Origin of the sequence: Tumebacillus avium, from assembly GCF_002162355.1 — a bacterium.
Lineage (GTDB): Bacteria > Bacillota > Bacilli > Tumebacillales > Tumebacillaceae > Tumebacillus_A > Tumebacillus_A avium.
The window spans coordinates 1,396,336-1,418,364 of sequence record NZ_CP021434.1 but is presented as its reverse complement, the minus strand read 5'-3'; the positions used below and the strand labels follow the sequence as shown (position 1 = coordinate 1,418,364).

Annotated in this window: 28 protein-coding genes; 20 read left to right on the top strand and 8 right to left on the bottom strand. The window is 51.4% G+C overall.

All coding sequences use genetic code 11. From position 1 onward, the window contains the following. Positions 1-48 precede the first annotated feature (48 nt). The 4 genes from CBW65_RS06570 to CBW65_RS06555 all read left to right on the top strand — a co-directional run bounded on the left by CBW65_RS06570 (position 49) and on the right by CBW65_RS06555 (position 2,609). Positions 49-459 carry a DUF6157 family protein gene (locus tag CBW65_RS06570; protein ID WP_087456181.1) on the top strand — a complete coding sequence of 137 codons (411 nt, stop codon included), beginning with the start codon at positions 49-51 and terminating at the stop codon, positions 457-459. Positions 460-478: 19 nt separating this feature from the next. Beyond that, positions 479-1,081, top strand: coding sequence for a class I SAM-dependent methyltransferase (locus CBW65_RS06565; protein WP_087456180.1), 603 nt, complete (start codon positions 479-481; stop codon positions 1,079-1,081). A gap of 125 nt (positions 1,082-1,206) precedes the next feature. Then, the gene (locus CBW65_RS06560) at positions 1,207-1,929 is read left to right on the top strand and encodes a YebC/PmpR family DNA-binding transcriptional regulator (protein WP_087456179.1); all 723 of its coding nucleotides are present in this window, start codon (positions 1,207-1,209) and stop codon (positions 1,927-1,929) included. Positions 1,930-1,994: 65 nt separating this feature from the next. Next, positions 1,995-2,609, top strand: coding sequence for a GNAT family N-acetyltransferase (locus CBW65_RS06555; RefSeq protein WP_087456178.1), 615 nt, complete (start codon positions 1,995-1,997; stop codon positions 2,607-2,609). Between the two features lie 77 nt (positions 2,610-2,686). On the opposite strand, the gene CBW65_RS06550 is transcribed toward CBW65_RS06555, so the two are convergent. Both CBW65_RS06550 and CBW65_RS06545 read right to left on the bottom strand, forming a co-directional pair. Then, on the bottom strand, positions 2,687-3,220 hold the full coding sequence (locus CBW65_RS06550; RefSeq protein WP_087456177.1) for a GNAT family N-acetyltransferase: 534 nt from the start codon (positions 3,218-3,220) through the stop codon (positions 2,687-2,689). Between the two features lie 29 nt (positions 3,221-3,249). Continuing rightward, positions 3,250-3,678 (bottom strand): MarR family winged helix-turn-helix transcriptional regulator, encoded by a 429-nt coding sequence (locus CBW65_RS06545; protein WP_087456176.1) that lies wholly within the window; start codon positions 3,676-3,678, stop codon positions 3,250-3,252. A gap of 121 nt (positions 3,679-3,799) precedes the next feature. Between CBW65_RS06545 and CBW65_RS06540 the strand changes: the two genes are divergently transcribed. The 3 genes from CBW65_RS06540 (at position 3,800) to CBW65_RS06530 (ending at position 5,427) form a co-directional block, all read left to right on the top strand. Next, entirely contained in the window at positions 3,800-4,387 is a 588-nt protein-coding gene (locus tag CBW65_RS06540) for an NAD(P)H-dependent oxidoreductase (protein WP_087456175.1), read from the top strand. Positions 4,388-4,460: 73 nt separating this feature from the next. After that, entirely contained in the window at positions 4,461-4,967 is a 507-nt protein-coding gene (locus CBW65_RS06535; protein WP_087456174.1) for a tetratricopeptide repeat protein, read from the top strand. Positions 4,968-4,998: 31 nt separating this feature from the next. Continuing rightward, positions 4,999-5,427, top strand: a complete 429-nt coding sequence (locus tag CBW65_RS06530) for an SRPBCC domain-containing protein (protein WP_232463454.1) — start codon at positions 4,999-5,001, stop codon at positions 5,425-5,427. A 79-nt stretch (positions 5,428-5,506) separates the two neighbouring features. Here the strand turns inward: CBW65_RS06530 and CBW65_RS06525 are convergent, their stop codons facing one another. The 4 genes from CBW65_RS06525 to CBW65_RS06510 form a co-directional block, all read right to left on the bottom strand. Next, positions 5,507-5,944, bottom strand: a complete 438-nt coding sequence (locus CBW65_RS06525; RefSeq protein ID WP_087456172.1) for a YybH family protein — start codon at positions 5,942-5,944, stop codon at positions 5,507-5,509. A 131-nt stretch (positions 5,945-6,075) separates the two neighbouring features. Continuing rightward, complete coding sequence (locus tag CBW65_RS06520; RefSeq protein WP_087456171.1) at positions 6,076-6,669, bottom strand: YdeI/OmpD-associated family protein; 594 nt, start codon at positions 6,667-6,669, stop codon at positions 6,076-6,078. Further along, a complete protein-coding gene (locus CBW65_RS06515) occupies positions 6,666-7,079 on the bottom strand; it encodes a DoxX family protein (protein ID WP_087456170.1) in 414 nt (137 codons plus the stop codon). Before CBW65_RS06515 ends, CBW65_RS06520 begins: the two co-directional genes overlap by 4 nt. 107 nt (positions 7,080-7,186) lie before the next feature. Further along, positions 7,187-7,927 carry an SDR family NAD(P)-dependent oxidoreductase gene (locus tag CBW65_RS06510; protein ID WP_087456169.1) on the bottom strand — a complete coding sequence of 247 codons (741 nt, stop codon included), beginning with the start codon at positions 7,925-7,927 and terminating at the stop codon, positions 7,187-7,189. A 119-nt stretch (positions 7,928-8,046) separates the two neighbouring features. On the opposite strand from CBW65_RS06510, the gene CBW65_RS06505 reads away from it, so the two are divergent. From CBW65_RS06505 to CBW65_RS06475, 7 genes are all read left to right on the top strand, one after another. After that, positions 8,047-8,922, top strand: a complete 876-nt coding sequence (locus CBW65_RS06505; protein ID WP_087456168.1) for a LysR family transcriptional regulator — start codon at positions 8,047-8,049, stop codon at positions 8,920-8,922. A 187-nt stretch (positions 8,923-9,109) separates the two neighbouring features. Then, positions 9,110-9,538, top strand: coding sequence for a DUF2975 domain-containing protein (locus CBW65_RS06500; RefSeq protein ID WP_157722168.1), 429 nt, complete (start codon positions 9,110-9,112; stop codon positions 9,536-9,538). Between the two features lie 10 nt (positions 9,539-9,548). After that, entirely contained in the window at positions 9,549-9,764 is a 216-nt protein-coding gene (locus CBW65_RS06495) for a helix-turn-helix domain-containing protein (protein WP_087456166.1), read from the top strand. Between the two features lie 243 nt (positions 9,765-10,007). Beyond that, entirely contained in the window at positions 10,008-10,940 is a 933-nt protein-coding gene (locus tag CBW65_RS06490) for a hypothetical protein (protein ID WP_087456165.1), read from the top strand. 141 nt (positions 10,941-11,081) lie between these two features. Next, entirely contained in the window at positions 11,082-13,322 is a 2,241-nt protein-coding gene (locus tag CBW65_RS06485) for an ATP-binding cassette domain-containing protein (protein ID WP_087456164.1), read from the top strand. Between the two features lie 104 nt (positions 13,323-13,426). Next, positions 13,427-14,104 (top strand): GNAT family N-acetyltransferase, encoded by a 678-nt coding sequence (locus tag CBW65_RS06480; protein WP_157721812.1) that lies wholly within the window; start codon positions 13,427-13,429, stop codon positions 14,102-14,104. Between the two features lie 84 nt (positions 14,105-14,188). Beyond that, positions 14,189-14,563 carry a YciI family protein gene (locus tag CBW65_RS06475; RefSeq protein ID WP_087456162.1) on the top strand — a complete coding sequence of 125 codons (375 nt, stop codon included), beginning with the start codon at positions 14,189-14,191 and terminating at the stop codon, positions 14,561-14,563. A gap of 13 nt (positions 14,564-14,576) precedes the next feature. Here CBW65_RS06475 and CBW65_RS06470 read toward each other — a convergent pair whose 3' ends face one another. Then, a complete protein-coding gene (locus tag CBW65_RS06470) occupies positions 14,577-15,587 on the bottom strand; it encodes a DUF3231 family protein (protein ID WP_087456161.1) in 1,011 nt (336 codons plus the stop codon). Between the two features lie 101 nt (positions 15,588-15,688). Between CBW65_RS06470 and CBW65_RS06465 the strand changes: the two genes are divergently transcribed. From CBW65_RS06465 to CBW65_RS06455, 3 genes are read left to right on the top strand one after another with little or no spacing between them, the layout of a single operon-like run. Next, the gene (locus CBW65_RS06465; RefSeq protein WP_087456160.1) at positions 15,689-16,450 is read left to right on the top strand and encodes a TatD family hydrolase; all 762 of its coding nucleotides are present in this window, start codon (positions 15,689-15,691) and stop codon (positions 16,448-16,450) included. A 16-nt stretch (positions 16,451-16,466) separates the two neighbouring features. Then, positions 16,467-17,102, top strand: a complete 636-nt coding sequence (locus CBW65_RS06460; RefSeq protein WP_157721811.1) for a VOC family protein — start codon at positions 16,467-16,469, stop codon at positions 17,100-17,102. A gap of 18 nt (positions 17,103-17,120) precedes the next feature. Continuing rightward, the gene (locus CBW65_RS06455; RefSeq protein WP_087456158.1) at positions 17,121-18,191 is read left to right on the top strand and encodes an endonuclease NucS domain-containing protein; all 1,071 of its coding nucleotides are present in this window, start codon (positions 17,121-17,123) and stop codon (positions 18,189-18,191) included. 312 nt (positions 18,192-18,503) lie between these two features. Here CBW65_RS06455 and CBW65_RS06450 read toward each other — a convergent pair whose 3' ends face one another. Then, positions 18,504-19,376, bottom strand: coding sequence for an AraC family transcriptional regulator (locus tag CBW65_RS06450; protein WP_087456157.1), 873 nt, complete (start codon positions 19,374-19,376; stop codon positions 18,504-18,506). Between the two features lie 149 nt (positions 19,377-19,525). Here CBW65_RS06450 and CBW65_RS06445 point away from each other — a divergent pair, with 149 nt between their 5' ends. From CBW65_RS06445 to CBW65_RS06435, 3 genes are all read left to right on the top strand, one after another. Next, a complete protein-coding gene (locus CBW65_RS06445; RefSeq protein ID WP_087456156.1) occupies positions 19,526-19,867 on the top strand; it encodes a zinc ribbon domain-containing protein YjdM in 342 nt (113 codons plus the stop codon). Positions 19,868-19,939: 72 nt separating this feature from the next. Continuing rightward, the gene (locus CBW65_RS06440; RefSeq protein WP_087456155.1) at positions 19,940-20,308 is read left to right on the top strand and encodes a DUF4180 domain-containing protein; all 369 of its coding nucleotides are present in this window, start codon (positions 19,940-19,942) and stop codon (positions 20,306-20,308) included. Positions 20,309-20,507: 199 nt separating this feature from the next. Further along, positions 20,508-21,989 (top strand): PAS domain-containing sensor histidine kinase, encoded by a 1,482-nt coding sequence (locus tag CBW65_RS06435; RefSeq protein ID WP_087456154.1) that lies wholly within the window; start codon positions 20,508-20,510, stop codon positions 21,987-21,989. Positions 21,990-22,029: the final 40 nt, after the last annotated feature.

Sequence of the window (22,029 nt, the reverse complement as noted above, 5' to 3'; positions counted from 1 at the left end):
GTGACTCCCTCAAAGGGTGTCGGCTCATGAAAGGGTGAATATTTCAACATGAAAGACATGAATTATTACAGCACTTTTATCGAAGTCTCCGAAGACTGCCCGGTACGTGTGGCTCAGATCCCGGAAGCAAAGGCTGGCTCGAAGACCATTCCGGTTTTACAGTATGAGATGATTGCGAACCATCCTTACAAATACACACAAGAGGATGTAGTGTTTGAAGTATTTGCTCTACGCAATGAGATACCAGCAGAAGAAAGGCAAGCAGCGCGCGAGAAGTTTTTCTCCAAAGGGCAGCCCTGTCTTCGCACCTCGTCTTTGTGCAAGCGCTATGGTTGGGGCATGCACCATGATCCAGAGGGCAAAGTGGCTCTGTATGCTGTCGAGTCGGATGAATATAGAAAGTTTGTGAACGATGATACTATCAAGAACGTAAAAGCAATGCGCTCAAGTCGCGCTTAAACAGATTGGAGAGATCACAGTGGGAAATACCGACATCTTCGAAAAGATGGCTGATCGATACGACAATTCTGAAAGAGTCCAAATTGCCAAGATCGCATCGGACGCCATTCGTGAATATGTAGTGGATGCAAAAGATAAGACCGCGATTGATTTTGGATGCGGAACGGGTCTTGTGGGGATGAACTTATTAGATGATTTCAAATCTGTACTTTTTCTGGATTCATCGCAAAATATGATCCAGCAGATCAAGCAAAAAATTGCGGAATTTAACATCGAGAATGCAGACACGTTATGCTTTGACTTCGAGAAGCAAGGTCAGTCGGAGCTGCAGGCTGACTACATTTTCATGGCGCAGGTTCTGCTCCATATACCGGATACTGAATTGGTCTTATCGAGGCTGTATGATGTCCTAAACCCAGGAGGTCATTTGCTAATCGTAGATTTTGATAAGAACGAAAGCATAGTCTCCGACCTTGTACATAACGGATTTGATCAAGCGGACCTTGCCGAGCGGATGAGAAAACTAGGCTATCGCGACATCCAATCCAAAACGGTCTATTCTGGAAGTAACATATTCATGAACCAAGACGCATCTATCTTTGTGCTTGATGCTCAAAAATAATCGATCCAACCAGGAGCCTCTTTCGAGTTGCGAGACGGATTGACAGTGATTTGGTATAATGGAATGCGTGCCGAATTATCGGTTTTGAGAATCAAATTTACACTACTTGAAAGAGAGTGAAATAAATGGGTCGCAAGTGGAACAACATTAAAGAAGGCAAAGCGAAAAACGACGCGCAGAAGACTCGAGTTTACGCAAAGTTTGGGATCGAGATCTTTGTAGCAGCTAAAAAAGGTGATCCAAACCCTGACTCCAACGCAGCTTTGAAAGCTGTTTTAGACCGCGCGAAGACATACAATGTACCGAAAAACATCATCGATCGTGCGTTGGAAAAAGCAAAAGGCGGCTCTGATGAGACTTATGATGAGCTTCGCTATGAAGGCTTCGGCCCGAACGGCGCGATGCTGATCGTTGATGCTCTGACAAACAACGTCAACCGTACGTTTTCCGATGTCCGCTCTGCTTTTAAGAAAAACGCCGGCAACCTGGGCGTGAGCGGTTCTGTCGCGTACATGTTTGATTCCGTGGCTGTTGTTGGTGTCGAAGGGAAATCGGAAGAGGAAATCCTCGAGGCCTTGATGGAAGCGGATGTCGATGTACGTGACATCGTTGCGGAAGACGAGCAAGTCATTGTGTACGCACAACCGGAAGAATTCCACGCTGTGCAAGAAGCATTGAAAGGCGCAGGAGTTACCGATTTCACGGTGGCTGAACTCACCATGCTTCCGCAAAACGAAGTTACGCTTGAAGGCGATGCAGAAGCATCTTTCCGCAAGCTGATCGACGTGTTGGAAGACCTCGACGATGTGCAACAAGTCTACCACAACGTAGATTTTGGTGATGAATAGAACTTAAACTAGCCGCCATTCTTGGCGGCTGTTTTTGCATTTTCGAAGTCAAGGGAGGCGGTTCCATGTCAACGATAGATGGCGTCATCTCTGTTGTGCCCGCGAACAAGGCATCTTGGGAGGACTTAGAAGCTGTACTGGGCTCTGCCAAATGCCACTCTGGGCGGTGCTATTGCCAGCGGTTTAAGATCCCCAACACTCAGTGGAAGCAGACAGAAGACGATGAACGCGCCTTCCTGCTGCGCGCCGAGACCAACTGCGGGAACCCGGAGGCTGGCACAACCAGCGGCCTTGTTGCCTACCTCGACGACGAGCCGGTCGCGTGGTGCGCGATGGAGCCTCGGACTGCCTACAAAAAGCTGTTCAAGAGCCGGGTCCCGTGGACGGGACGGAACGAGGACAAGAACGACGATAGTGTTTGGGCCATCACCTGTTTCACGATTCGCAACGGCTATCGACGGCGCGGGATCACCTACGAGCTCACGCGGGCTGCCGTTGAATACGCCCGTCAGCAGGGCGCCCGCGCTGTTGAGGGGTATCCGATGATCACCGTCCCTGGTAAGGAGATCACGTGGGGGGAGCTCCACGTTGGCAGCCGCAACGCCTTTGTCGCGGCCGGTTTTCGTGAGGTGACCAGACCTACTGAGCGCCGGGTCGTGATGCGTCTCGATTTCGAATAGACGGCGAATGTGCAAGTTAGAAAAATAGAAGCCCGTAGATCGAGACAAATCGCTCTGCGGGCTTTTCTTATTTCATTTTACTTCTCACCGACCATCATCGAATAAAAGCAATCATTGATCAGCTGGCCGTTGATTTCTGAGTTTTCGGGCAGGATCTCGTCGAGCGTCATGCCGGCTTTCTCCAATACGTTTCGCGACGCTGTGTGCTCTTCGGAGCAGAGCGCGGTGAATTTTTCAAAACCGAACGTATCTGTTGCGAACTTTATCACCTGTTTCAGCCCTTCGGTCGCATACCCTTTGCCTGCGGACGTGTCCAGCAGAATGAAACCCACTTCCGCCGTCGGCTGTTCTCCGTCACGTGAACAAATGCCCATCACGCCCACATGTTGATGGGACGCCTGCTCACGAATCGTCCAGGTCAGCCAATGGGAAGAGGCGGGGCTCCACGGGGTGAGTTCCTTTTCGAATTGGTTTCGAATCTCCTCTTCACTGCGCGGCGCCTGAATATGCTGCAACAGTGCGGGGTTGGTATAGATTGATCGGAACAGTTCCCAATCGCTTGCATCCAGTTTGGTGAAGAGCAACCGCTCGCTTGCCATCTCGAAGTTCATAGGAATCCTCCTCGCCCTACTCTCAGGCTCTAATAAAAAACTTTCTTCTGCAGCACATCCAATGCACGCTCGATCTCGCGCAGCTCTTCCTCGGAAAGGTGTGCGATCCGCTGCTGGAAGTGTACTTCGATCTGCTGGAACGCGGCTTGCATTATCGCTTGTCCGCGCGTTGTCAGGCGAATGTATTGTTTGCGGCGGTCCTCAAGGTCGGGGACTTTTTCGCAGAGCTGCTTTTCGATCAATTTTCTCAGTTCCCGGCTGGTGTTTGGGAGCGACGTATGCAAACAGTCACTGATCGCACTGATCGTGACCGGTTCGCAGACGGCCAGATGTTCAAGGATCTTATATTGAAGGGGAGTGACGTCCTCGGCTGGTACGTCTTTGGTCATTTCATTTGTGATTTGATGAACGGATGACGTGAAGGTCACGAACTTGTTGAACAGCGCTTGTTGATCCATAGAATCACCTCTTCTCACAAGGTATCAAATTGGTTATCGAAAAACAATTATCATTTGACAACTAAAAACTGGATGTGCTACCGTTATTGTTATCAAAAGATAACTAAATGAGGTGTTGTCCGTGAAAACGCTGGTCATCTACACGCATCCGAACCATCAGAGTTTGAGTTATGCTTTTTTGCAAGCAGTCCTGCGCGGATGCGAGGAGAACCCGAACATTGTAGATGTGCAGGTGCTGGATTTGTATCAAGCGCAGTTCAACCCGGTCCTCGTTTTTAACGAAAACAAACGCCGTAGAGACATGCATGCCGACCCGGATCTCGCCGCGTACAGGGAGCAGCTCTTGTGGGCGGATCAGATCGTGCTGGTCTATCCGATCTGGTGGGGACGCCCTCCGGCGATGCTGATGGGGTATATCGATCAGATGTTTGCTTCGGGATTCGCTTATCGTGACAATGGCTCGCTGATTCCGGAAGGGCTGCTAAAAGGCAAGTCGGTCGTGTGCATCTCCAGCATGAAGGGGCCGACTTTCTATCCGTTCTTCTGGCTCAACAATGCTCACAAAATCCTCATGCGAAAGGCGCTCTTCAACTATGTCGGCATCAAGCGCACGAAGTTCTTTGAATTTGGCAATATGGAGAGCACGCGTGGCAAGCATCAGCAGAAGCTGGAGAAAGTGTATCGGCACTTCCGGAACACAGCTCATTAACTTGTAAAAATAAGGTGGAATCTATATACTGTTGGCAATCAACGTGCAATTCCGGAAAGGATTTGAATAGGCCATGATGCGACAACGTTTGGACGAAGCGATTCAACTGCGGGAAGAGGGACGGGCGAAGCAGGATCGGGACATTTTGGGGAAAGCTCTTGAGATTCTGTTTGAACTGGAGGCTGCCCATCCAGATCAGGCGGAAGTCCTCTATCAGCTTGGGGTGGCGCATGACAATTCCGGGCTTGGGCGCGAGGCGATTCCTTATTACGCCAAGGCGCTTGAGCTCGGGCTGAGCGGCCCTGATCTGGAACGGTGTCTGATGGGTCTTGGCAGCACGTATCGCGCGCTGGGCTTCTATCAGGAGGCGGTGGAAACATTGCGTCGAGGCATGCGAGAGTTTCCTGACAACCGGGCGATCCAGATCTTCCTCTCGATGGCCTTGTACAACACCCAGTCTTACAAAGAGGCGATGGAGCTCGCACTGACCCATTTGCTGGAGACCACCACGGATGAAAAGTTGCAGTATTTCGGCCGCGGTCTTTCCTACTATGCGAAACATCTCGACGAGACCTGGTAAGATCGAGACCGTCCGATGAGGGAGGATGAACATGACCGAACAAGGGAAAAAACTTGTGGGCCAGACGGCAACGGCAGGATTTCAGATTGGCGTGCGGCGGACCCTGCCCATGGCCAGAGAACAGGCGTGGCAATTGCTGACCTCGCAGGAATTCGTGAAAATGTGGCTTGGCACTCTACCGACGCTCACACTGCAGGCGGGGCATGCGTTCCATACCAAAGAAGGGATCTCTGGGGAGATGCGCGTGGTGAAGCCGATGGAGCAGCTCAGGCTGACGTGGCAGAGACCCGCGTGGAATCATCCTTCCACACTGCAAATTCGACTGTTGTCCAACCATCCGGATAAGACCACGGTGAGTTTTCATCAGGAAAAGCTGGCCGACCAGTTTATGCGGGAAGAAATGAAAGTGTACTGGGAAGCCGTGCTGGCGAAAATGCTGGAACAACAAGACCTTGAGTAGAACTCAAGGCGTGAAAAAGAAAAAGACGCTGCGACGATTCGATCGTCTGCAGCGTCTTTTTTGTTTGCAGTGCTCAGAATTACTTGCGCTGGAAAACACCCTGGCCCGTCTCGCCGTTGACCGGCAGGGAGGAGTGCTGGTGCGCGATGCGCCACGAATCATTTTCTTTGCGCAGGCCAAACGTGAACCGGTTGGTGATCTGACGAAGTTTCTCGCCCGACTCGTTGTGCGCTGCAAACGTGACATTGCAACGCACGAAAGCGAGACTCCCGCTCTCTTCTGTAACCACATCATCAAATGCTACGTGCAGCAGAACGTTTTCCTCCTGAAGACCGTGGAACCATTCTTTCGTGCTGGCTGCCCATTGGGAACGGTCGACGCACTCCCAGTCATCCCAGCAATCGTAAACGTGGAAGTCGGATGTGTATAAGGCCAGATACGCTTCCACATCTTTTTCATAGACTGCGGTTTTGTAAGTCTCCAAAACATCTTGAACGGTCAGGCTGCTGATGCTCATCGATACATCCCCTTTTCAAAATTCATGCCGTTAAAATAGCACCCACATCGTAACATTGTTAAAATAGACTCGTCAACGAAGCGGAAGAAGGGGGTACTTTCAAGCTGAAAGAACGAAAGTCGCTCTGCGGCCTAATCCTTCAATCCCTTCCCATCGAAAATGTGTTGCATGTATTTTACGATCCGGGATTCTCGGGTTTTGGATTGTTTGGGCTCAGCGAAATAGAGAAGATAAGCTCTTTGCCGTCCCGGCGTTAATGCTTCAAAAGCAGTTTTCAAGGCGGGGAGTTCTTCGAGCTTTCTTTCCCATTCTTCAGGGACTGTAAATTTTGCCGTCTCCTTGAGTTCCACTTCCAAACCGGACTTTTCAACTTCGATCGCTGCACGAATATAGTCTTTCAGGACGTTCTCCAATTCAATGATTTCTTGAAGGCTGGTGAACCGAATCTGGCGCGCCGCTTGGACATTCTCTGTTTGTTGGATGAGGATGCCACGGGGATCTGGCAACAAGGCGCCTTTGTGAAACAGAAGGGCGCAGTAATCTTTGAATCCATGGATCAAAACGACGTTTTTCTGATTGAGGGTGTAGCAAGGATGCATCCACTTAAAATCTTCGGTCAGTTCAGAGTCAAGAACGATACTTCTCAACTTCTCGAATTCTGCCTGCCACTTTTTCGCTTTGCTTAAAAATACATTAACCTTAGGATTCAGTCCGGTCGTTGTCATCTAGGGACCCCTTCTTTCATGACGTTTTTCAGACCTTGCGACGGGGCAGCTTTGCGCAAGCTGTGGTAGCTAACGTAAGAGCCGGCGATCAACAGGAAGCCGAACAGGAATGGCAACCATCCGCTGGCCGGGTCGCCCACGGCGATGCTGGAATACATTGCGCCCGCCAGGTCAAATACGAAGCCGGCATATGCCCATTCCTTGATGCGCGGGAAGCCGGGGATCAAGATCGCGATAACGCCTACTGTTTTGGCGACTCCCAGGAAGGGGAGGAGGTAGGCTGGGTAACCCAAGTGATCGAACAACTCGACCGCTTCGGGGACGGACATGATATCGGGAATCGAACCTACCAGCATCAAGGCAGCCAAAAGACCGGTAAACACCCAGTAAAGAACTTTTTTGTTTCTCATTTCGCATTCATCTCCTCTGATGACATATTGTGGTTGAGTTCAATATACCACCTCAGGAATATTCCTGTAAAGGAATATTTGGCGAGTTGCCGACCTTCCCATCATTGTCACAATGTTTGACCGCTATCCACTGTGATGATTTGGCCGGTCATCGCTTCCTGTTCCAAGGCGGAACAGATCAGGGCAGCAATGTCTTCTGGTCTTGCAATACTCTGCAACAGCAGCTGTGGAGCCAGGTTCTTCATTTGTTCTTCTCGGCCGGCCCACCATCTGGTTGCAACCGCGCCGGGTACCACACAGTTGACTCGGATCTCCGGAGCTAAGGCGCGCGCTAACGATTTCGTAAGGCTGTGCACGGCCGCTTTGGACACGGCGTAGGGTATCGAGGAGCCGAGACCTGTTTGTCCGGCGATGCTGCCGACATTCACGATTGCGCCTTGCTGGTTCGCTTTCAGGTAAGGAGCAACAGCTCTTGCACAATAGAACATCCCTTTGACATTCACGTCAAAAATCGTATCCCAAACATCCTCCGTTGCCGCTTCCAGATCGTCAAAAGGAATGTGCCGTGTGATGCTCGCATTGTTGACCAGCAGATCAACCGTCCCGAAGGTTTGCACGACGGCAGCAACCAGGTTCCGAACATCCCCGTCTTGTGAAACATCCGCTTGCATGGCAATTGCACGTCCGCCTTCGTTCTTGATCAGTTGTACCGTCTCTTCGGCCTCCACTTGTGAACGCGAATAATTGACGGCTACTGCTGCTCCTTTCTGAGCCAGTGCGATACATACAGCCCTGCCGATTCCTGTCCCGCCGCCGGTCACGAGTGCCACTTTGTTTTTCAGATCCATTTCGAGCCACCTCTTTGATTGGTCTTGAAAAAATTGTATCTGGGCAACTCCGTTTTGTATAATTGAACTATTCAAACTGGTCATTCAAAAAAATTGATCACAATACCCGAGGTGCCAAGATGGATCTGAAAACGATAAAATCATTTCACCTGATCTTGAAATACGGAAGTTTTAACCGTGCAGCTGAAGAACTAAAGTACGCGCAGTCAACCGTCACGATGCAAATCCAAAAGCTTGAATCCGACTTAGGCGTCCAACTCCTCGAACGCGGGAAAAAGATCCGTTTAACGGAAGCCGGGCGGCTTTTTTACGAACAGAGCTTGCAGATTCTAAAGAATGTGGAGCAACTGCAAACAGACCTGGCGGATCTGCAAGTGGGCGCCGCGGGAAGCGTGCGCTTGGGGGTCACGGAGCCGACGGCCAGTTATCGCTTGCCTGAGATCTTAAAGAGCTTTTTCTCGAGCTTTCCGAGGATCAAAATAGCTGTAGACATTGCGAACACACCAACATTGAGCGAGCGTCTGCAGAGAGGTGAGCTTGATCTGGCGCTTTGTTCCGCGCCTGAACAGGGGGGCGATCTTTATTTTGAGCCCTTGTTGAACGAAGAGTTTGCCGTCTTGTTACCGGAGAATCATCCGCTTGCCGATAAGGAGGTACTGGCACTGCACGACCTTCAGAATCAACGCCTGCTCATCACTTCTGCGACCTGTCCGTACCGGAGAAAACTGGAGCTGCTCTTGCATGAAACCGGGAGCAGGCCGGCAGATACGATGGAGATTGGGAGTATGACCGCTTTGAAATACTATGTCAAAAGCGACTTGGGAATCGCGCTTGTCCCGAAAATTGTATTAGACCCGGCTCCCGCAGGAACGACGGCACGAACGCTGAGTGGCAGTCCGATCGAGATGACGTTCGGAATCCTCTGCAAAACATCGGCGCATCCAATGAACCGGGCAACGGCACAGCTTTATCAATTTCTCATGCAAAACCTGTAAAGGTGACCTCGCCGCGAATACTGTCGCGGTGGAGGTCGTTTTCTGTTTATCAGATCTTTTATGACCCAAGGCAATAATAATTTATTGCAAAACGATAAATAGCGTGGTAAGATCAAATCAACAAATACGAAGTGAGGTGCTTTGGGTGAAACGTGAAACACTGTTTTTGAAAGTCGTTGTTTTGCTGATGGGAATTCCGGTTCTTGCGTTTTGTATCATGCCTTGGTTCGCTGCTGATGTAACAGCTACGGGTACGGAGATGGAGTATTTGAAATACGTTTTGGTCGTTGTCTATATAACGGCGATCGTGTTTTTCGGTGCCTTGTATCAGGCTTTCAAGCTGCTCACCTATATCGACAAGAACAAAGCGTTCTCGGAGCTGTCTGTAAAAGCTTTACAGAATATAAAACGCTGCGCACTCACAATCGGCGGTCTGTATGTGGTGTGCATGCCCTTCTTATTTCCCATGGCACAGGCAGACGACGCCCCAGGCCTTGTAGGAATCCCCTTGGTCATTACGTTTGCTTCCATCGCAGTCGCAGTCGTTGCTGCTGTTCTTCAAAAGCTGTTGAAACATGCCATCGATATCAAGTCTGAAAATGACTTAACGGTCTGAGGTGAAGAACATGGCGATACTTATCAACATTGACGTGATGCTGGCAAAACGGAAAATGAGTGTAACCGAACTCTCGGAGAAGGTTGGAATCACGATGGCGAACCTTTCGATTCTGAAAAATGGCAAGGCAAAAGCGATTCGACTCTCTACGTTAGAGGCGATCTGCAAAGCGCTGGACTGCCAGCCCGGGGACATTTTGGAGTACAAAGGCGAGAAAGAAGCGTAAGCGCTGCGAGCTTGTCACCAAGTTAAAATTTTCTAAGTAGACAACTCAACCGAAATTCAGTCATACTGAAAACACATACATCATTCTTAACAAAGGTGACAAGACATGCAGTCCTACCAGTCTCATACTTCTAAAACTCCTCAGAAACAAGCAACGTCCGCTCCAGCCAAGCCAGCTGCTGCCGCGATGCCTTCCGCCCATGCCATCTTGCAATTACAAAAACAGATGGGCAACCAAAGGGTCATGCAACTGTTGAAATCCCGCGCGGCGAACACAAACGGCCAGCCGGTGGCACAGGCGAAATTGGTCATCAACAACAATGAAATTCTCGACGCCAACACGATCGCCGATGTGTCGCCGGAAGTGCGGGATGTGCTGAAAAAGTGGGTTCGGTTCCCGAAAAACTACGAGTTCAAAGATGTGCCGAGCGCACAGTCTGCAGCTGAGGACTACCTTGCCGCCCAGTTTCCGGGCGACGCCTACATCCGTCGAGGCAATCGCCGGGGCTCGATCACCGGCCCGGACAGCACCAATGGGGTCAGCACGGCGAAGCTGAGATTTTTGCGGAACCATTGGAAAGGGATCGCTCAGGAAGTCTCGCAGGAACTTGCGAAACAGAAGATCAAAATCGGGGACTGGACTGAGTTTAACGACCGGATGATGGCCTATGCCTCGACATTATTGCGCGTCGGCAACTGCGGAGAATTTGCCAAGGTGGTGCACTGGTGGGTCGTTGAAAACACGAAAGACAAGTGGGTCTACCAGGCGTCGATGCGATCGAAGACCAGAAACTTTGACCATGCTTTTAACATCACCTACCACAAGAAGGTCAAAAATGCCCGTGATTTTGATCCTGAAAAGGCGACGGTCGTCGATGGCTGGGATAACTATCACGTCTGCACGCTCAAGCAATTTTTTGAAGGGGCCAATCCTTATGGCGATGTGCTGAAGCCGGGGAATGTTGACATCATCACCTCCAAAAAATCGGACGGACAGACCATGCTCACCGGGGATATTGAAGTGATTGTCGCTCAAGCGATCATCAATGCCCTGCAAACCTTCGATGAGAAAACGGAAAGCCAAAAGTGGCTGAACTATGTGAATGGAGCCAATGCCCAAGGGATCTTTGACTTCTTCAGAATCAGCCATGCGGTGGATGATCAGAGATTTAAATAAAGGATCGGGAAGCAAGACCTCACTTGGCGGGCTCAGGCTCATGCTCAAGGGAGGTTTTTCTTTTTGTTTCCAAATTTTTATTGCTTTTATGAACTTCCAATTGGGATAATTGACTCTGAAAAGACTGAAGGAGGCGTTTCCATGAACCAAGGCTACATCGAAATCACGAACGCTCGCGAAAACAATCTGAAAAACGTCAGTCTGCAGATTCCCAAAGGAAAAATCACGATCTTCACCGGGGTATCCGGTTCAGGCAAGTCCTCGATCGTGTTTGATACAATCGCCCAGGAAGCAGGGCGTCAACTCAATGAAACGTACAGCAGTTTTGTCCGCACGTTTCTGCCGCGCTACAGCCGGCCGGAAGCGGATGAAATCAGAAACCTGTCCACCGCGATGGTGGTCGACCAGAAACGGCTGGGCGGTAATGCCCGTTCCACACTTGGCACGGTGACCGACATCAATTCGCTGTTCCGACTGCTCTTTTCGCGTTTTGGCACACCGCAGATCGGATACAGCAACGCTTTTTCCTTTAATGACCCCCAAGGCATGTGCCCGAAATGCGAGGGGATTGGTCGGATCATCACGCTGCGAACGGAAGCAGCGCTGGACATGGACAAATCCCTCAATGAAGGCGCGATTTTGCTGCCAGGATTCGCGCCGGGCTCGTGGCAGTGGAAGCTGTATGGCGAATCGGGCTTCTTTGACAACGACAAGCAGATCAAAGACTACACGGCAGAAGAGCTCCAACAACTGCTCCACGCCGAGCCGCAAAAAGTGACCGTCAGCTACAGGGACACCGATATGAACACGATCTACGAAGGCCTTGCTGTGCGCTTTATGCGGTTGAATGTGAATTCCGACAAAGACACCACGAAAGCAGCCGCCAAAAAACTGAGTGAATTTACGACAACCAGCAGATGCCCGGCTTGTGAAGGCAAACGCTACCATGAGAAAGCGTTGTCTTCGAAAGTCATGGGCTACTCGATTTTTGATCTGACCGACATGCAGTTGGACAAGCTGATCGATGTTATGCTGCAGATCGACACTCCCGCCGCGAAGCCTGTCGTGGACGGCATTGTGGAACGCTTGAGAAATCTCTGTGAAATTGGCTTGGGGTATATGAGCCTGACCCGGGAAACGACGACCTTATCCGGCGGCGAATCGCAACGGGTCAAGATGGTCAAGCATCTGTCCGGCAGTTTGACCGGGTTGATGTACATCTTTGATGAGCCCAGCACCGGCCTGCATCCGCGCGATGTGTACCGCTTGAACGAACTGCTGGTTAAGTTGCGGGACAAGGGCAACACCGTGCTGGTGGTGGAACATGACCCCGATGTGATCCAAGTGGCCGACCACATCGTCGACGTGGGACCGCGAGCAGGCTCCGGCGGTGGGGAGATCATGTACAGCGGCAGTTACGAGGGCTTGTTGGCTTCCGATACGCTGACCGGGCAGTATCTCTCTCGTCATGCGGAGATCAATGCCGCGCCAAGGCCGGTTTCCGAGTTCTTTGAAAGCAGCAAGAGCTCCCTGCACAATTTGAAAAACGTCTCCCTCCGCGTTCCGAAAGGCGTATTTACAGCGATTACGGGCGTGGCAGGTTCGGGCAAAAGCACGCTGGTCAACGAAGTGTTTGCCAAGGATTTCCCGGAGGCGATCCGCATCGACCAAACTCAGGTGCACGCTAACATCCGTTCCAATCCGGCGACCTACTCGGACATCATGAATGCGATCCGCAAAGCGTTTGCTGCTGCCAACGGTGTGGAAGCCGGGCTGTTCAGCGCAAACTCGGAAGGCGGCTGTGAAGGGTGCGGCGGTACGGGCATGATCGAGCTGAACATGTCCTTTATGGACAAAATGGAGATCGTCTGCAGCGAATGCAACGGCAGCCGGTTTAAACAGGATGTGCTGCAGTACCTGTACAAAGGCAAAAACATTGTGGATGTGATGGAGATGACCATCGCGGAAGCTTTGGAATTTTTCGAGACGAAAGACATTCTGGGCAAGCTGAAAAGCCTCGAAACGGTAGGTCTTGGCTATCTGACGTTGGGGCAGCCGCTCAGCACGCTTTCCGGCGGTGAATGCCAGCGGCTGAAGCTGGGGAAGGAACTGAACAAGAAAGGCAACGTCTACATTCTGGACGAGCCGACCACCGGGCTGCACATGTCGGACGTTTCGAACATTCTGCGCATCATTGAGAAGCTGGTCGAGAAAGGCAACACGGTGATCGTCATCGAACACAATCTGGATGTGGTCCGCAACAGCGACTGGATCGTCGACCTGGGTCCGAATGGCGGTACCGGCGGCGGGGAAATTCTGTACGAAGGCCCGCCCGCCGATATTTTAAAGTGCGAGCGCTCTGTCACGGCGCGGTATTTGTAATGCGCAGGAGAATAGAACGCATTGAAGAGATTGAGTTGGAGCTTACCAAATTGAACGCCAGCCGCGCATTAGCGGCAGTGCCCAAGCAGTTAGAAGTGCTTTCCGTGGGAGGAAGTACTCTGCTTCGGGAACCAACCAACCCTGCGTCCATCTACTACAACCGGGTCAAAGGGTTTGGCGCTCAAGACGTGCCGCTTTTGGATACGATCCTCAACCACTATCCAGACGGCGCACCTTGTTTTGATTTGACGCCAGATCTCCTGTCACCCGATGTCTCTCGAGCATTGATTGAAAAAGGGTATCTGCCAGCCGAGCAACTGGTCTTTCTGCATGCCGACCCGTTGCAAAAGTTCGAAGGGACGTATGAGTTCCAATTTGAGCTGGTCACTGAGGAAACTGCAGAAAAGTTTATCCAGTGGATCGCGCTGTCCAACGGGGGCATGGAGCTCACCGAGGAGATGGTTGCGCGGAGCAAGCCGTATTTTTACCGCCCCGATTTCAAGAATTACATGCTGACGATCGACGGGAACCCGGCGGCGATGGGGTCGATGTTTGTGCATGGACAGGCGGGGTATCTGGCCAATGACTTCACGTTCCCGGAGTATCGCGGCAGAGGCTGTCAGACCGCCCTGCTAAGACATCGGTTGGCGGAAGCTGTTCAACTGGGTCTCGATACGCTGTATACGGATGTCGAGTTTGGTTCGGTCAGCCATGCCAATATGGAACGGGCAGGGTTTCGGACTGCTTATCTTTCTGCCTTTTGGATAAAAGATGATAAATGACCGACTGGAACGCTGCGATTTCTTGGCGGGCCTGTCGATGATCCCGTCTGCCGTTCGTCATCATAGTAGAAAGGGGGATTTCAAATGAAATACCTGTGTCTTGGCTACTTGAATCCGGAGAAAATGGATGCCCGTTCCAAGGAAGAGATCGATGCTGTGATGAGCGAATGTATGCCGCACCTCCAGGAATTTTACAACAGCGGGCAGGTGCTGCTCGATGCCGGTCTCGACTCCGAGACGAAAAGTCTGCAGCGGGCTAACGGGAAGGTGCGCGTTACTGACGGGCCGTTTTCGGAAACCAAAGAGTTGATCGGCAGCGCCTTCCTCATCGAAGCGGAAAACATCGAGGAAGCGATTCGGATCGCTTCCCTGCATCCCACGACCCGAATGGATGCGGGGGAGGAGTTCGGCTGGCGTCTGGAGATCCGCCCGATCCATTACTTCCGGCAGCCGGAGTAAAGCGCACCGAAACTCATTTGTTCTTCATCGCCAATGCTTTGCGATCGGCAGCGAGAGGCGGTTGTTCAAACCATTGGTGTTCAATCATGATGTTCATCCAGTTGCGGCCGATTCGCATATCATCGGCAATGGAGCTGATGTATTTTGGGGTCAAATCGGTGCGGAGCGAGGAGGCCCATCCCGTTCCGTAATAGACCATGGCGGTGGAGAACAAAAATCCGATTTGGAACATCATCAGCTTGTCTGAGAACGGAGCTGTGGTCGAACCGGTGATCTCCGCGTCAAACGTGGGGGGAGCAGGCAGGTTCTCGTTGTTCAGCGTCTCATGAAACAGATTGATGTGGCTGTCTTTGACTTGCACAGCTTCCAGTAAAAAATCACGCACTTTTTTAGAATGAGCAACTTGGCTGAAAGCAACGATAAGCGCTTTCGCCAAGATGCTCTTTTTTAGATTAAAATAAATATCGGAGATCTCGATGCAGTTCAGGGGTCGTTTTTCGCCAAACCAGCCGGCTAAAAAACTGTCGCTTTTGATAAATTCCGGCCCTTCAGGCGGCGAGATCGCCGGGGGGCGATAATACACGCCTTTGTCGAGCATGATGTCTTTGGTTTGGTTGCATAATTCAACGGCAGTCGTCATGCAGGTCGTGTAATAGTCGCGAATATCACGGCGGGTGCATGTCGTCAGCACCCCGCTGTACCCATGGCAGCCGTGGATCGACATAATGTTTAAGTAATGCAGACAAAACGTATCCGAAAAAAGGCGTGGCGCGCCAACTGTTACGTCTTGAGGAGTGAACCCGATCGGAATCGGGAATCCTTCATCTTCTAAGAACTTCTTTATTGTGTTAACATGTCGGGAGCTGAGCTGCACAGCATCTTGGAAAACTTTCCGGATGTCAGAGTCCTGCAGGTGCTCCAGCATGTATGTATTGAAACAGAGCCCGGACGTATCGTTCATGTACTGCGTCCACAGGGCGGCGATCTCGGCCGAAGTCAGTTTTGCTCGATGAGCGGCGTTCATGAAAAGACCTCCTCATTATGTATCTACACTCAGTTAGAAGGTCTCCAAGATCATGAAATCCATGCAAATTGTGAAATAGAAAAATGATTGGAGGAGTGACGATGATCGATTCCCATCTGCATCTCGCTCAATACGAACCGGACGAGATCGAACGATGGATCGCGGCCGGTATCGAAGCGGTAGTGGCGGTGGCGACCGATCTGCGCTCCTCCTACCGAACGCTGGAGCTAAAAGAGCGCCATCCGCATTTCATCCACGCCGCGATTGGCTGGCATCCGGAGCAAGCGTGTCCGGCAGAGCAAGATCTGCCGGAACTGTTCACGCTGATCCGCACGGAACGTCCCCGCCTGTCTGCGATCGGCGAGGTGGGGCTACCGCATTACACGCTGGCAGAGCAAGGCGAAGGAGCATTGGACCGCTATGTGGAACTGTTGGATCGGTTCGCCCAGGCTGCTGTAGAGTCTGACCTCCCTCTCGTGCTGCACGCCGTGCATGACCAAGCGCGCACTGCCCTTGAGCTGCTGCAAAGGCATCGGGTGACCAAAGCGCATTTTCACTGGCTCAAAGCTTCAGCCGTTGATCTGGCGCAGATCGTCAAGGCCGGCTACTATGTCTCGGTAACGCCGGAAGTCTGCCATCGCGAACGTGACCAGCAGTTGGCCCAAGCGGTTCCGATCAAGCAGCTCCTGATCGAGACGGATGGCCCTTGGCCGTACGATGGCCCTTTTTCCGGGCAAAAGACGACCCCGCTGCTTCTGCCCGCCGTCCTGAAACAAGTGGCCGCTTTGAAAGGGGTAAGCGAAGCGTTTTATGCCGAACAGCACCGTGCCAATATCGGTGCGCTGTATGGCTTCATCACATAAAAGAGGAGTGTGTCCGATGCAATTTCGTGCCCCGCAAATCAACCTCTATGTCGAGAATCTGGAGGTCTCAAAAGCATTTTACGAACGCCTTGGCTTCCAACTGACATTCACAGCGGTCATTGAAGGCCAGGAAGTCCACCATGAGCTGGTGTTAGACGGTTTCAAATTAGGCATCGCCACCAAGGAATCGACGCGTGAAGTCCATGGTTTGACCCCTGGGTCAAATGCGGGTTGTGAAATCGTCGTCTGGACGGAAGATACAGATGCAGCCATCCACTACCTACTGGAAAACGGCGCCACGCTGTTATCCGAACCGCACGACTTCCTGCACAACCTCCGATCCGGCTGGGTAAAAGACCCGGATGGGAACCCGATTCAAATTGTTTGCAAGAGAGCTCAGCAAGTCATTAACTCGGAAACATTCAAAAAGAAGATCGAAGAAATCATGGAAGAGGCACGAAGCGCAGGAAAAGAATCGGTCGATATTTGCGCAGGCGACGTACATAGCATGGTAGGGGGATATCCATCCAGCAATCACAGAATGGCGAGTTGTTGTGAAGTGATGTACTCCATGCAAAAGCCAACGGACGAAGTGCTTTATGCCCCGCCAAAAGGGAAGGGAGCTACATTACGTATTCGTTATTATTTGTAAAAGAAAAGGGGTACAGGTATGCCGATTGAAGTAGGTATCTGGAATGTCAGCAATGGCGTAAAACGAGTAAATTTTACTGCGATTGCGTCGGAAAAAAAGCTCGAAGAGATCCTGGAAGAGGACATCTCGATCATTTCGGACAACTTGTTGTTACTAGGCAGACAAGTCCCGACTGCATTTGGAAAATTTATTGATCTGCTGGCGATCGATCAGGACGGCAATATCGTCATCATGGAATTGAAAAAGCAGCGGACACCACGTGATGTAGTTGCCCAGATCATCGACTATGCAAGTTGGATTCAATCTTTGTCGTACGATGAAATTGTTCAGATCTATGAAGATAGCTACAAAGCATCTCTAGAAGACGCGTTTATTGCCAAATTTGAAACAGGTCTGCCCGAGGAAATTAACAAAGCACATCAAATGATTATCGTCAGCGCAGAATTGGATTATGAGACGGAACGAATTATTCAATACTTGTCTTCAAATTTCGGGGTGCCGGTCAACGCCGTGTTTTTCCGTTATTTCAAAGAAGGCCATGAGGAATTTATCTCAAGAAGTTGGCTGATTGACCCAAACGTCGTGGAAGAAAAGACGTCGATTTCGAAACGCGACAATAAAAAAGAAAAATGGAATCAGCAGGACTTCGTGGTGAATTTTGATGATGATCAGTATCGGAGCTGGGAGGATGCCGTAAAATACGGTTTTGTTTCAGCAGGCAATGGTAAGTGGTACAGCAGGACGCTTGACTCATTGTTTGTGGGCGCTCGTATTTTTTGTATGATTCCTAAAAGCGGCTATGTCGCGGTGGGAAAAGTGACTTCAAAATCAGTTCCATTAAAGGATGCTGAAGTCCATATCAATGGTATGACGAAAAAGCTTGTCGACTGTGACCTTCAAGCGAGGAACATGAAACATGACCTTGACGACCTAGAACGCTGTGAGTACGTAGTGACAGTGGAGTGGGAAAAGACCGTTTCAAGGGAGAAAGCGTTTTGGACAACTGGATTACGTGCGAATCAAAACAGCGCGTACAAATTGAGACATCAATACACCATTGAGAAGGTCTCGGAGTTTTTCGGATTGTAGCAAATGAATTGTCTTTCCTTGAAGGGGCCAGATCTCATATGTTAGAATCAACTTACAGAACATGCGTAAGATAAAAAAGACCATAGGTGCTCGAACACCTACGGTCTTTTGACACAACTGATACCCGGCAAGGGTGTCGGCTCAATAGTTGGGGAAATAGATCGCCAGAGCTATCCACTCAGAGGGCGATCTATTTCTTTTTGTTTTGACTGTCCAACATATGCTTTAAAATCGTCACGATCAAAGTTAGAGCTGCTACGAGGAACATAAAAAACGCCCTCGCGTTGAAGCGCATTGAGGGCGTTTTTTCTATCATCTCTTCACAACGGGAATCCAAATCTCGCTTTTAAAAGTGGGAGACGTGACGTCCTTATCCGCATTCCAGAGGATCTCCGGGCCGGGGGCCTGTTGGTAGCTGGAGGAGGGGAACCACTCGGAATAGATGCGGCCCCAGACATCTTGCAGGGTGTCGGGGAAGGGGCCGACTGACTCGAAGACTGCCCAGGTGGAGGCGGGGACTTCGAGGCAGGCGAGGCTGTCGGGCGGCGCATGAGTGGTGGCCGCTCCGATGTAGTGGTCGAGCTCGCCGCGTTCCTCCATGCGGCCTTCGGAGAAGTTTGCCGACGCGCTGATGATTCCGGACGGCTCCAGATTGGACAGCGACTTCAACTGCTGGATCAGGGCGGCATCCAGCGAAGACCACATCGCGGCGATCTCCGGATTCACCCCGTTAAAAATGATCGGCACCCGCTTCATCAATCCCACGATGCGAAATGCCTCTTTTTCCACAATGCGATAGTTCATTTCTCTTCCCCCTCGGATCGAAAGCTGGAAGGTCATGCGCGGATACGCTTTCAGGGAATGGCCGCTGGCTCTGGCTTCGGTTGGCGTCAGGCCATGCAGGTGTTGAAAGGCCCGGGCAAACGAATCGGGCGAGTTGTAGCCGTACTTGATGGCAAGATCGATGACCAGCACCTCGCTGTTCTGCAACTCAAACGCTGCCAGCGTCAGACGCCGGCGGCGGACGTACTCCGACAGCGAGATGCCGGCCAGAAAGGAAAACATCCTTTTAAAATGATACTCGGAGCACAAAGCCAGCCGGGACGCTTCTTGAAAATCGATCTCGCCGGTCAGGTTCTCCTCCAAATACTGAATCGCGGCATTCATGTTACTCAGCGAATCCATGCGATGACCTCCTTTAGCAACAGAATAGCAGGGAAGAACAGCACCCATCCGACATTTCGTGCCGGGTTCTGCAGGCTCCTGCATTTTGCCAATCTGTGGAGACTGTGATAAGATGGTGCCGATCATTATCGGATAGGGGATATGGAATCATGGCCGATTTGCCAAATTGCCCAGCTTGCAACTCTGCATATACATACGAAGACGGCAGCCTGCTGATTTGCCCGGAGTGCGGGAATGAGTGGACGCCGGGACCTGGCAGCGACAACGGGGAAGACACCAAGACGATCAAAGACGCGAACGGAAATGTGTTAACCGACGGAGATACCGTACTGGTGATCAAAGACCTGAAAGTGAAAGGCAGTTCCTCCGTCTTAAAGATGGGCACCAAGGTGAAAAATATTCGCCTCGTCGAGGGCGATCATGATATTGATTGCAAAATTGACGGGTTTGGCGCGATGAAATTGAAGTCTGAGTTTGTCAAAAAAGCATAACGCAGCTATGATTCGACCTCCTCGTGTACCAATCCCGCAGGAGGTCTCTTTTTTTCGAAAGGGGCAGGGCAGATGAAGATCAGGCTCGACCGGCAAGGCAACTCGCAAGTCGCGATCGTGGAAAGCGCGGAAGTTGTGATCCATGACGTCCAAGACGCGCTGGATCTGATGGCGACCGTAAGGTATGAGAGCGGCAGCAGCAAGATTCTGATTCCGAAGGCGAACATCACCGAGGAGTTCTTCGATCTCAAGACGAGGCTGGCCGGAGAGATTTTGCAAAAGTTCACCAATTATCAGGTGCAGATCGCCATCGTCGGCGATTTTGACGGGTACGCGAGCAAGAGCTTGCAGAGCTTCATCTACGAGTGCAACCGCGGCAACCAAGTGTTTTTTGCCAAAGATCTGCCGGCCGGGCTGCAAGCGCTGCACGGGGGCAATTGATTACGAAATCATGCATAAAGAACCGTAAGCCTGTGGCTTACGGTTTAGTTTATTCGTTAAGATTCTACAAGGAAAAGGTATAAGAACAAGGACGCCGTACTATATAAAGATGGGTGAAAACAACTGAGGCTCGCATATCTTAGGATAAATATAGAATCCAGATGGATACCAAAAGCATTTCACGGAGAGGGTCGAAACGATGATAGATGAGCAGGACAAGGTTCTCGACTTGCATGTGCACGATGCGGACGAACCAAATGAAACCGGCAAAGAGCTGTGCATCGAGTCATTCCTTCAACATAGCGCCGATGCCATTTGGATGGTCGATCTGGAAGAGCGCGTTCTGCAAATCAATCCGGCTTTCGAAGCGCTGTTTGGCTGGGTGGAAGAGGAGGTGCTCGGAAAAAGGCTGCCGATCATCCCCGACTTTCTCGCGGCGGAGATGCACAAGCTGCACCAGCAGATCAAAGCAGGCCAATCGATGCGCGGCTATGAAACGCAGCGCATCTGCTGTGACGGACGCCTGATCCATGTCAGCGCCACCTTGTCGCCGGTGCGCAACACCCAGGGCGAAGTGATCGGCATCAGCGGCACCTGCCGCGATATCAGCCACATCAAGCGCTCGGAGGAAGAGCTGCGCAAGACCAAGGAACAGCTGGAAGCGATCATCCGCAACAGCGCCGACGCGATCTGGCTGGTCGATCTGGAGGAGCGCGTGCTGCAGATCAATCCGGCTTTTGAAGCGCTGTTTGGCTGGTCGGAAGCGGAAGTGGTCGGGAAACACCTGCCGATCATCCCCGACTTTCTGAGTGAGGAAATTTACCGGCTGCATCAAGAGATCAAAGCAGGCCAGTCCATGCGCGGCTATGAAACACAGCGCATCTGCAAGGACGGACGTCTCATCTACGTCAGTGCCACCTTGTCGCCGGTGCGCAACACCCTGGGCGAAGTGATCGGCTTCAGCGGGACCTGCCGCGACATCAGCCAAAACAAGCGGTCGGAGGAACTTTTGATTCAAACGGAGAAGCTCAGCATCGCCGGTCAGCTGGCTGCCGGACTGGCGCATGAGATTCGCAATCCGCTGACCGCATTAAAAGGATTTGTCCAACTGATGCAAGTGGGTCAGGAGACGCACCGCAAATACCTCGAAGTCATGGAATCGGAACTGAGCCGCATCGAAATGATCGTCAGCGAATTGCTCGTGCTGGCCAAACCGCAGGCCAATTCTTTTAAACGGATGGATCTTGTCTCGATCCTGCGCGATGTGCTGACCTTAAGCGAGACACAGGCGATTTTGCACAATGTGCAGATCCGGGCGGAGCTGCTGGAAGAGCTGCCGGAGATCGACTGCGATCACAACCAACTGAAACAGGTGTTCATCAACTTTATTAAAAATGCGATCGAAGCGATGCCCGACGGAGGCGTGATCCATATCTCGGCCGAGCTTCTGGCAGCTGAGCAGCCGCAGATTCGCATTCGCGTTCAGGACGAAGGCACCGGAATTCCCCAGGAGCATCTCACGCATCTTGGCGAACCTTTTTATACAACAAAGACCAAAGGCACCGGTCTGGGCCTGATGGTCAGCAAAAAAATCATCGAAGGCCATCGCGGCCGCCTGGAAATCACCAGCGAGGTCGGCATGGGAACGACGGTGGATGTCTATCTGCCGCTGCCGAACTAAGGAGCCTCCCCTCCGGGAGGCTCCCTTTTTGTGAAGATAA

Coding starts and splice junctions, on each gene's coding strand:
- CBW65_RS06570 (WP_087456181.1), top strand. CDS start 49: ATGAAAGACATGAATTATTACAGCACTTTTATCGAAGTCTCCGAAGAC.
- CBW65_RS06560 (WP_087456179.1), top strand. CDS start 1,207: ATGGGTCGCAAGTGGAACAACATTAAAGAAGGCAAAGCGAAAAACGAC.
- CBW65_RS06555 (WP_087456178.1), top strand. CDS start 1,995: ATGTCAACGATAGATGGCGTCATCTCTGTTGTGCCCGCGAACAAGGCA.
- CBW65_RS06550 (WP_087456177.1), bottom strand. CDS start 3,220: ATGAACTTCGAGATGGCAAGCGAGCGGTTGCTCTTCACCAAACTGGAT.
- CBW65_RS06545 (WP_087456176.1), bottom strand. CDS start 3,678: ATGGATCAACAAGCGCTGTTCAACAAGTTCGTGACCTTCACGTCATCC.
- CBW65_RS06535 (WP_087456174.1), top strand. CDS start 4,461: ATGATGCGACAACGTTTGGACGAAGCGATTCAACTGCGGGAAGAGGGA.
- CBW65_RS06530 (WP_232463454.1), top strand. CDS start 4,999: ATGACCGAACAAGGGAAAAAACTTGTGGGCCAGACGGCAACGGCAGGA.
- CBW65_RS06525 (WP_087456172.1), bottom strand. CDS start 5,944: ATGAGCATCAGCAGCCTGACCGTTCAAGATGTTTTGGAGACTTACAAA.
- CBW65_RS06520 (WP_087456171.1), bottom strand. CDS start 6,669: ATGACAACGACCGGACTGAATCCTAAGGTTAATGTATTTTTAAGCAAA.
- CBW65_RS06515 (WP_087456170.1), bottom strand. CDS start 7,079: ATGAGAAACAAAAAAGTTCTTTACTGGGTGTTTACCGGTCTTTTGGCT.
- CBW65_RS06510 (WP_087456169.1), bottom strand. CDS start 7,927: ATGGATCTGAAAAACAAAGTGGCACTCGTGACCGGCGGCGGGACAGGA.
- CBW65_RS06505 (WP_087456168.1), top strand. CDS start 8,047: ATGGATCTGAAAACGATAAAATCATTTCACCTGATCTTGAAATACGGA.
- CBW65_RS06500 (WP_157722168.1), top strand. CDS start 9,110: ATGGGAATTCCGGTTCTTGCGTTTTGTATCATGCCTTGGTTCGCTGCT.
- CBW65_RS06495 (WP_087456166.1), top strand. CDS start 9,549: ATGGCGATACTTATCAACATTGACGTGATGCTGGCAAAACGGAAAATG.
- CBW65_RS06490 (WP_087456165.1), top strand. CDS start 10,008: ATGCAACTGTTGAAATCCCGCGCGGCGAACACAAACGGCCAGCCGGTG.
- CBW65_RS06485 (WP_087456164.1), top strand. CDS start 11,082: ATGAACCAAGGCTACATCGAAATCACGAACGCTCGCGAAAACAATCTG.
- CBW65_RS06475 (WP_087456162.1), top strand. CDS start 14,189: ATGAAATACCTGTGTCTTGGCTACTTGAATCCGGAGAAAATGGATGCC.
- CBW65_RS06470 (WP_087456161.1), bottom strand. CDS start 15,587: ATGAACGCCGCTCATCGAGCAAAACTGACTTCGGCCGAGATCGCCGCC.
- CBW65_RS06465 (WP_087456160.1), top strand. CDS start 15,689: ATGATCGATTCCCATCTGCATCTCGCTCAATACGAACCGGACGAGATC.
- CBW65_RS06460 (WP_157721811.1), top strand. CDS start 16,467: ATGCAATTTCGTGCCCCGCAAATCAACCTCTATGTCGAGAATCTGGAG.
- CBW65_RS06455 (WP_087456158.1), top strand. CDS start 17,121: ATGCCGATTGAAGTAGGTATCTGGAATGTCAGCAATGGCGTAAAACGA.
- CBW65_RS06450 (WP_087456157.1), bottom strand. CDS start 19,376: ATGGATTCGCTGAGTAACATGAATGCCGCGATTCAGTATTTGGAGGAG.
- CBW65_RS06445 (WP_087456156.1), top strand. CDS start 19,526: ATGGCCGATTTGCCAAATTGCCCAGCTTGCAACTCTGCATATACATAC.
- CBW65_RS06440 (WP_087456155.1), top strand. CDS start 19,940: ATGAAGATCAGGCTCGACCGGCAAGGCAACTCGCAAGTCGCGATCGTG.
- CBW65_RS06435 (WP_087456154.1), top strand. CDS start 20,508: ATGATAGATGAGCAGGACAAGGTTCTCGACTTGCATGTGCACGATGCG.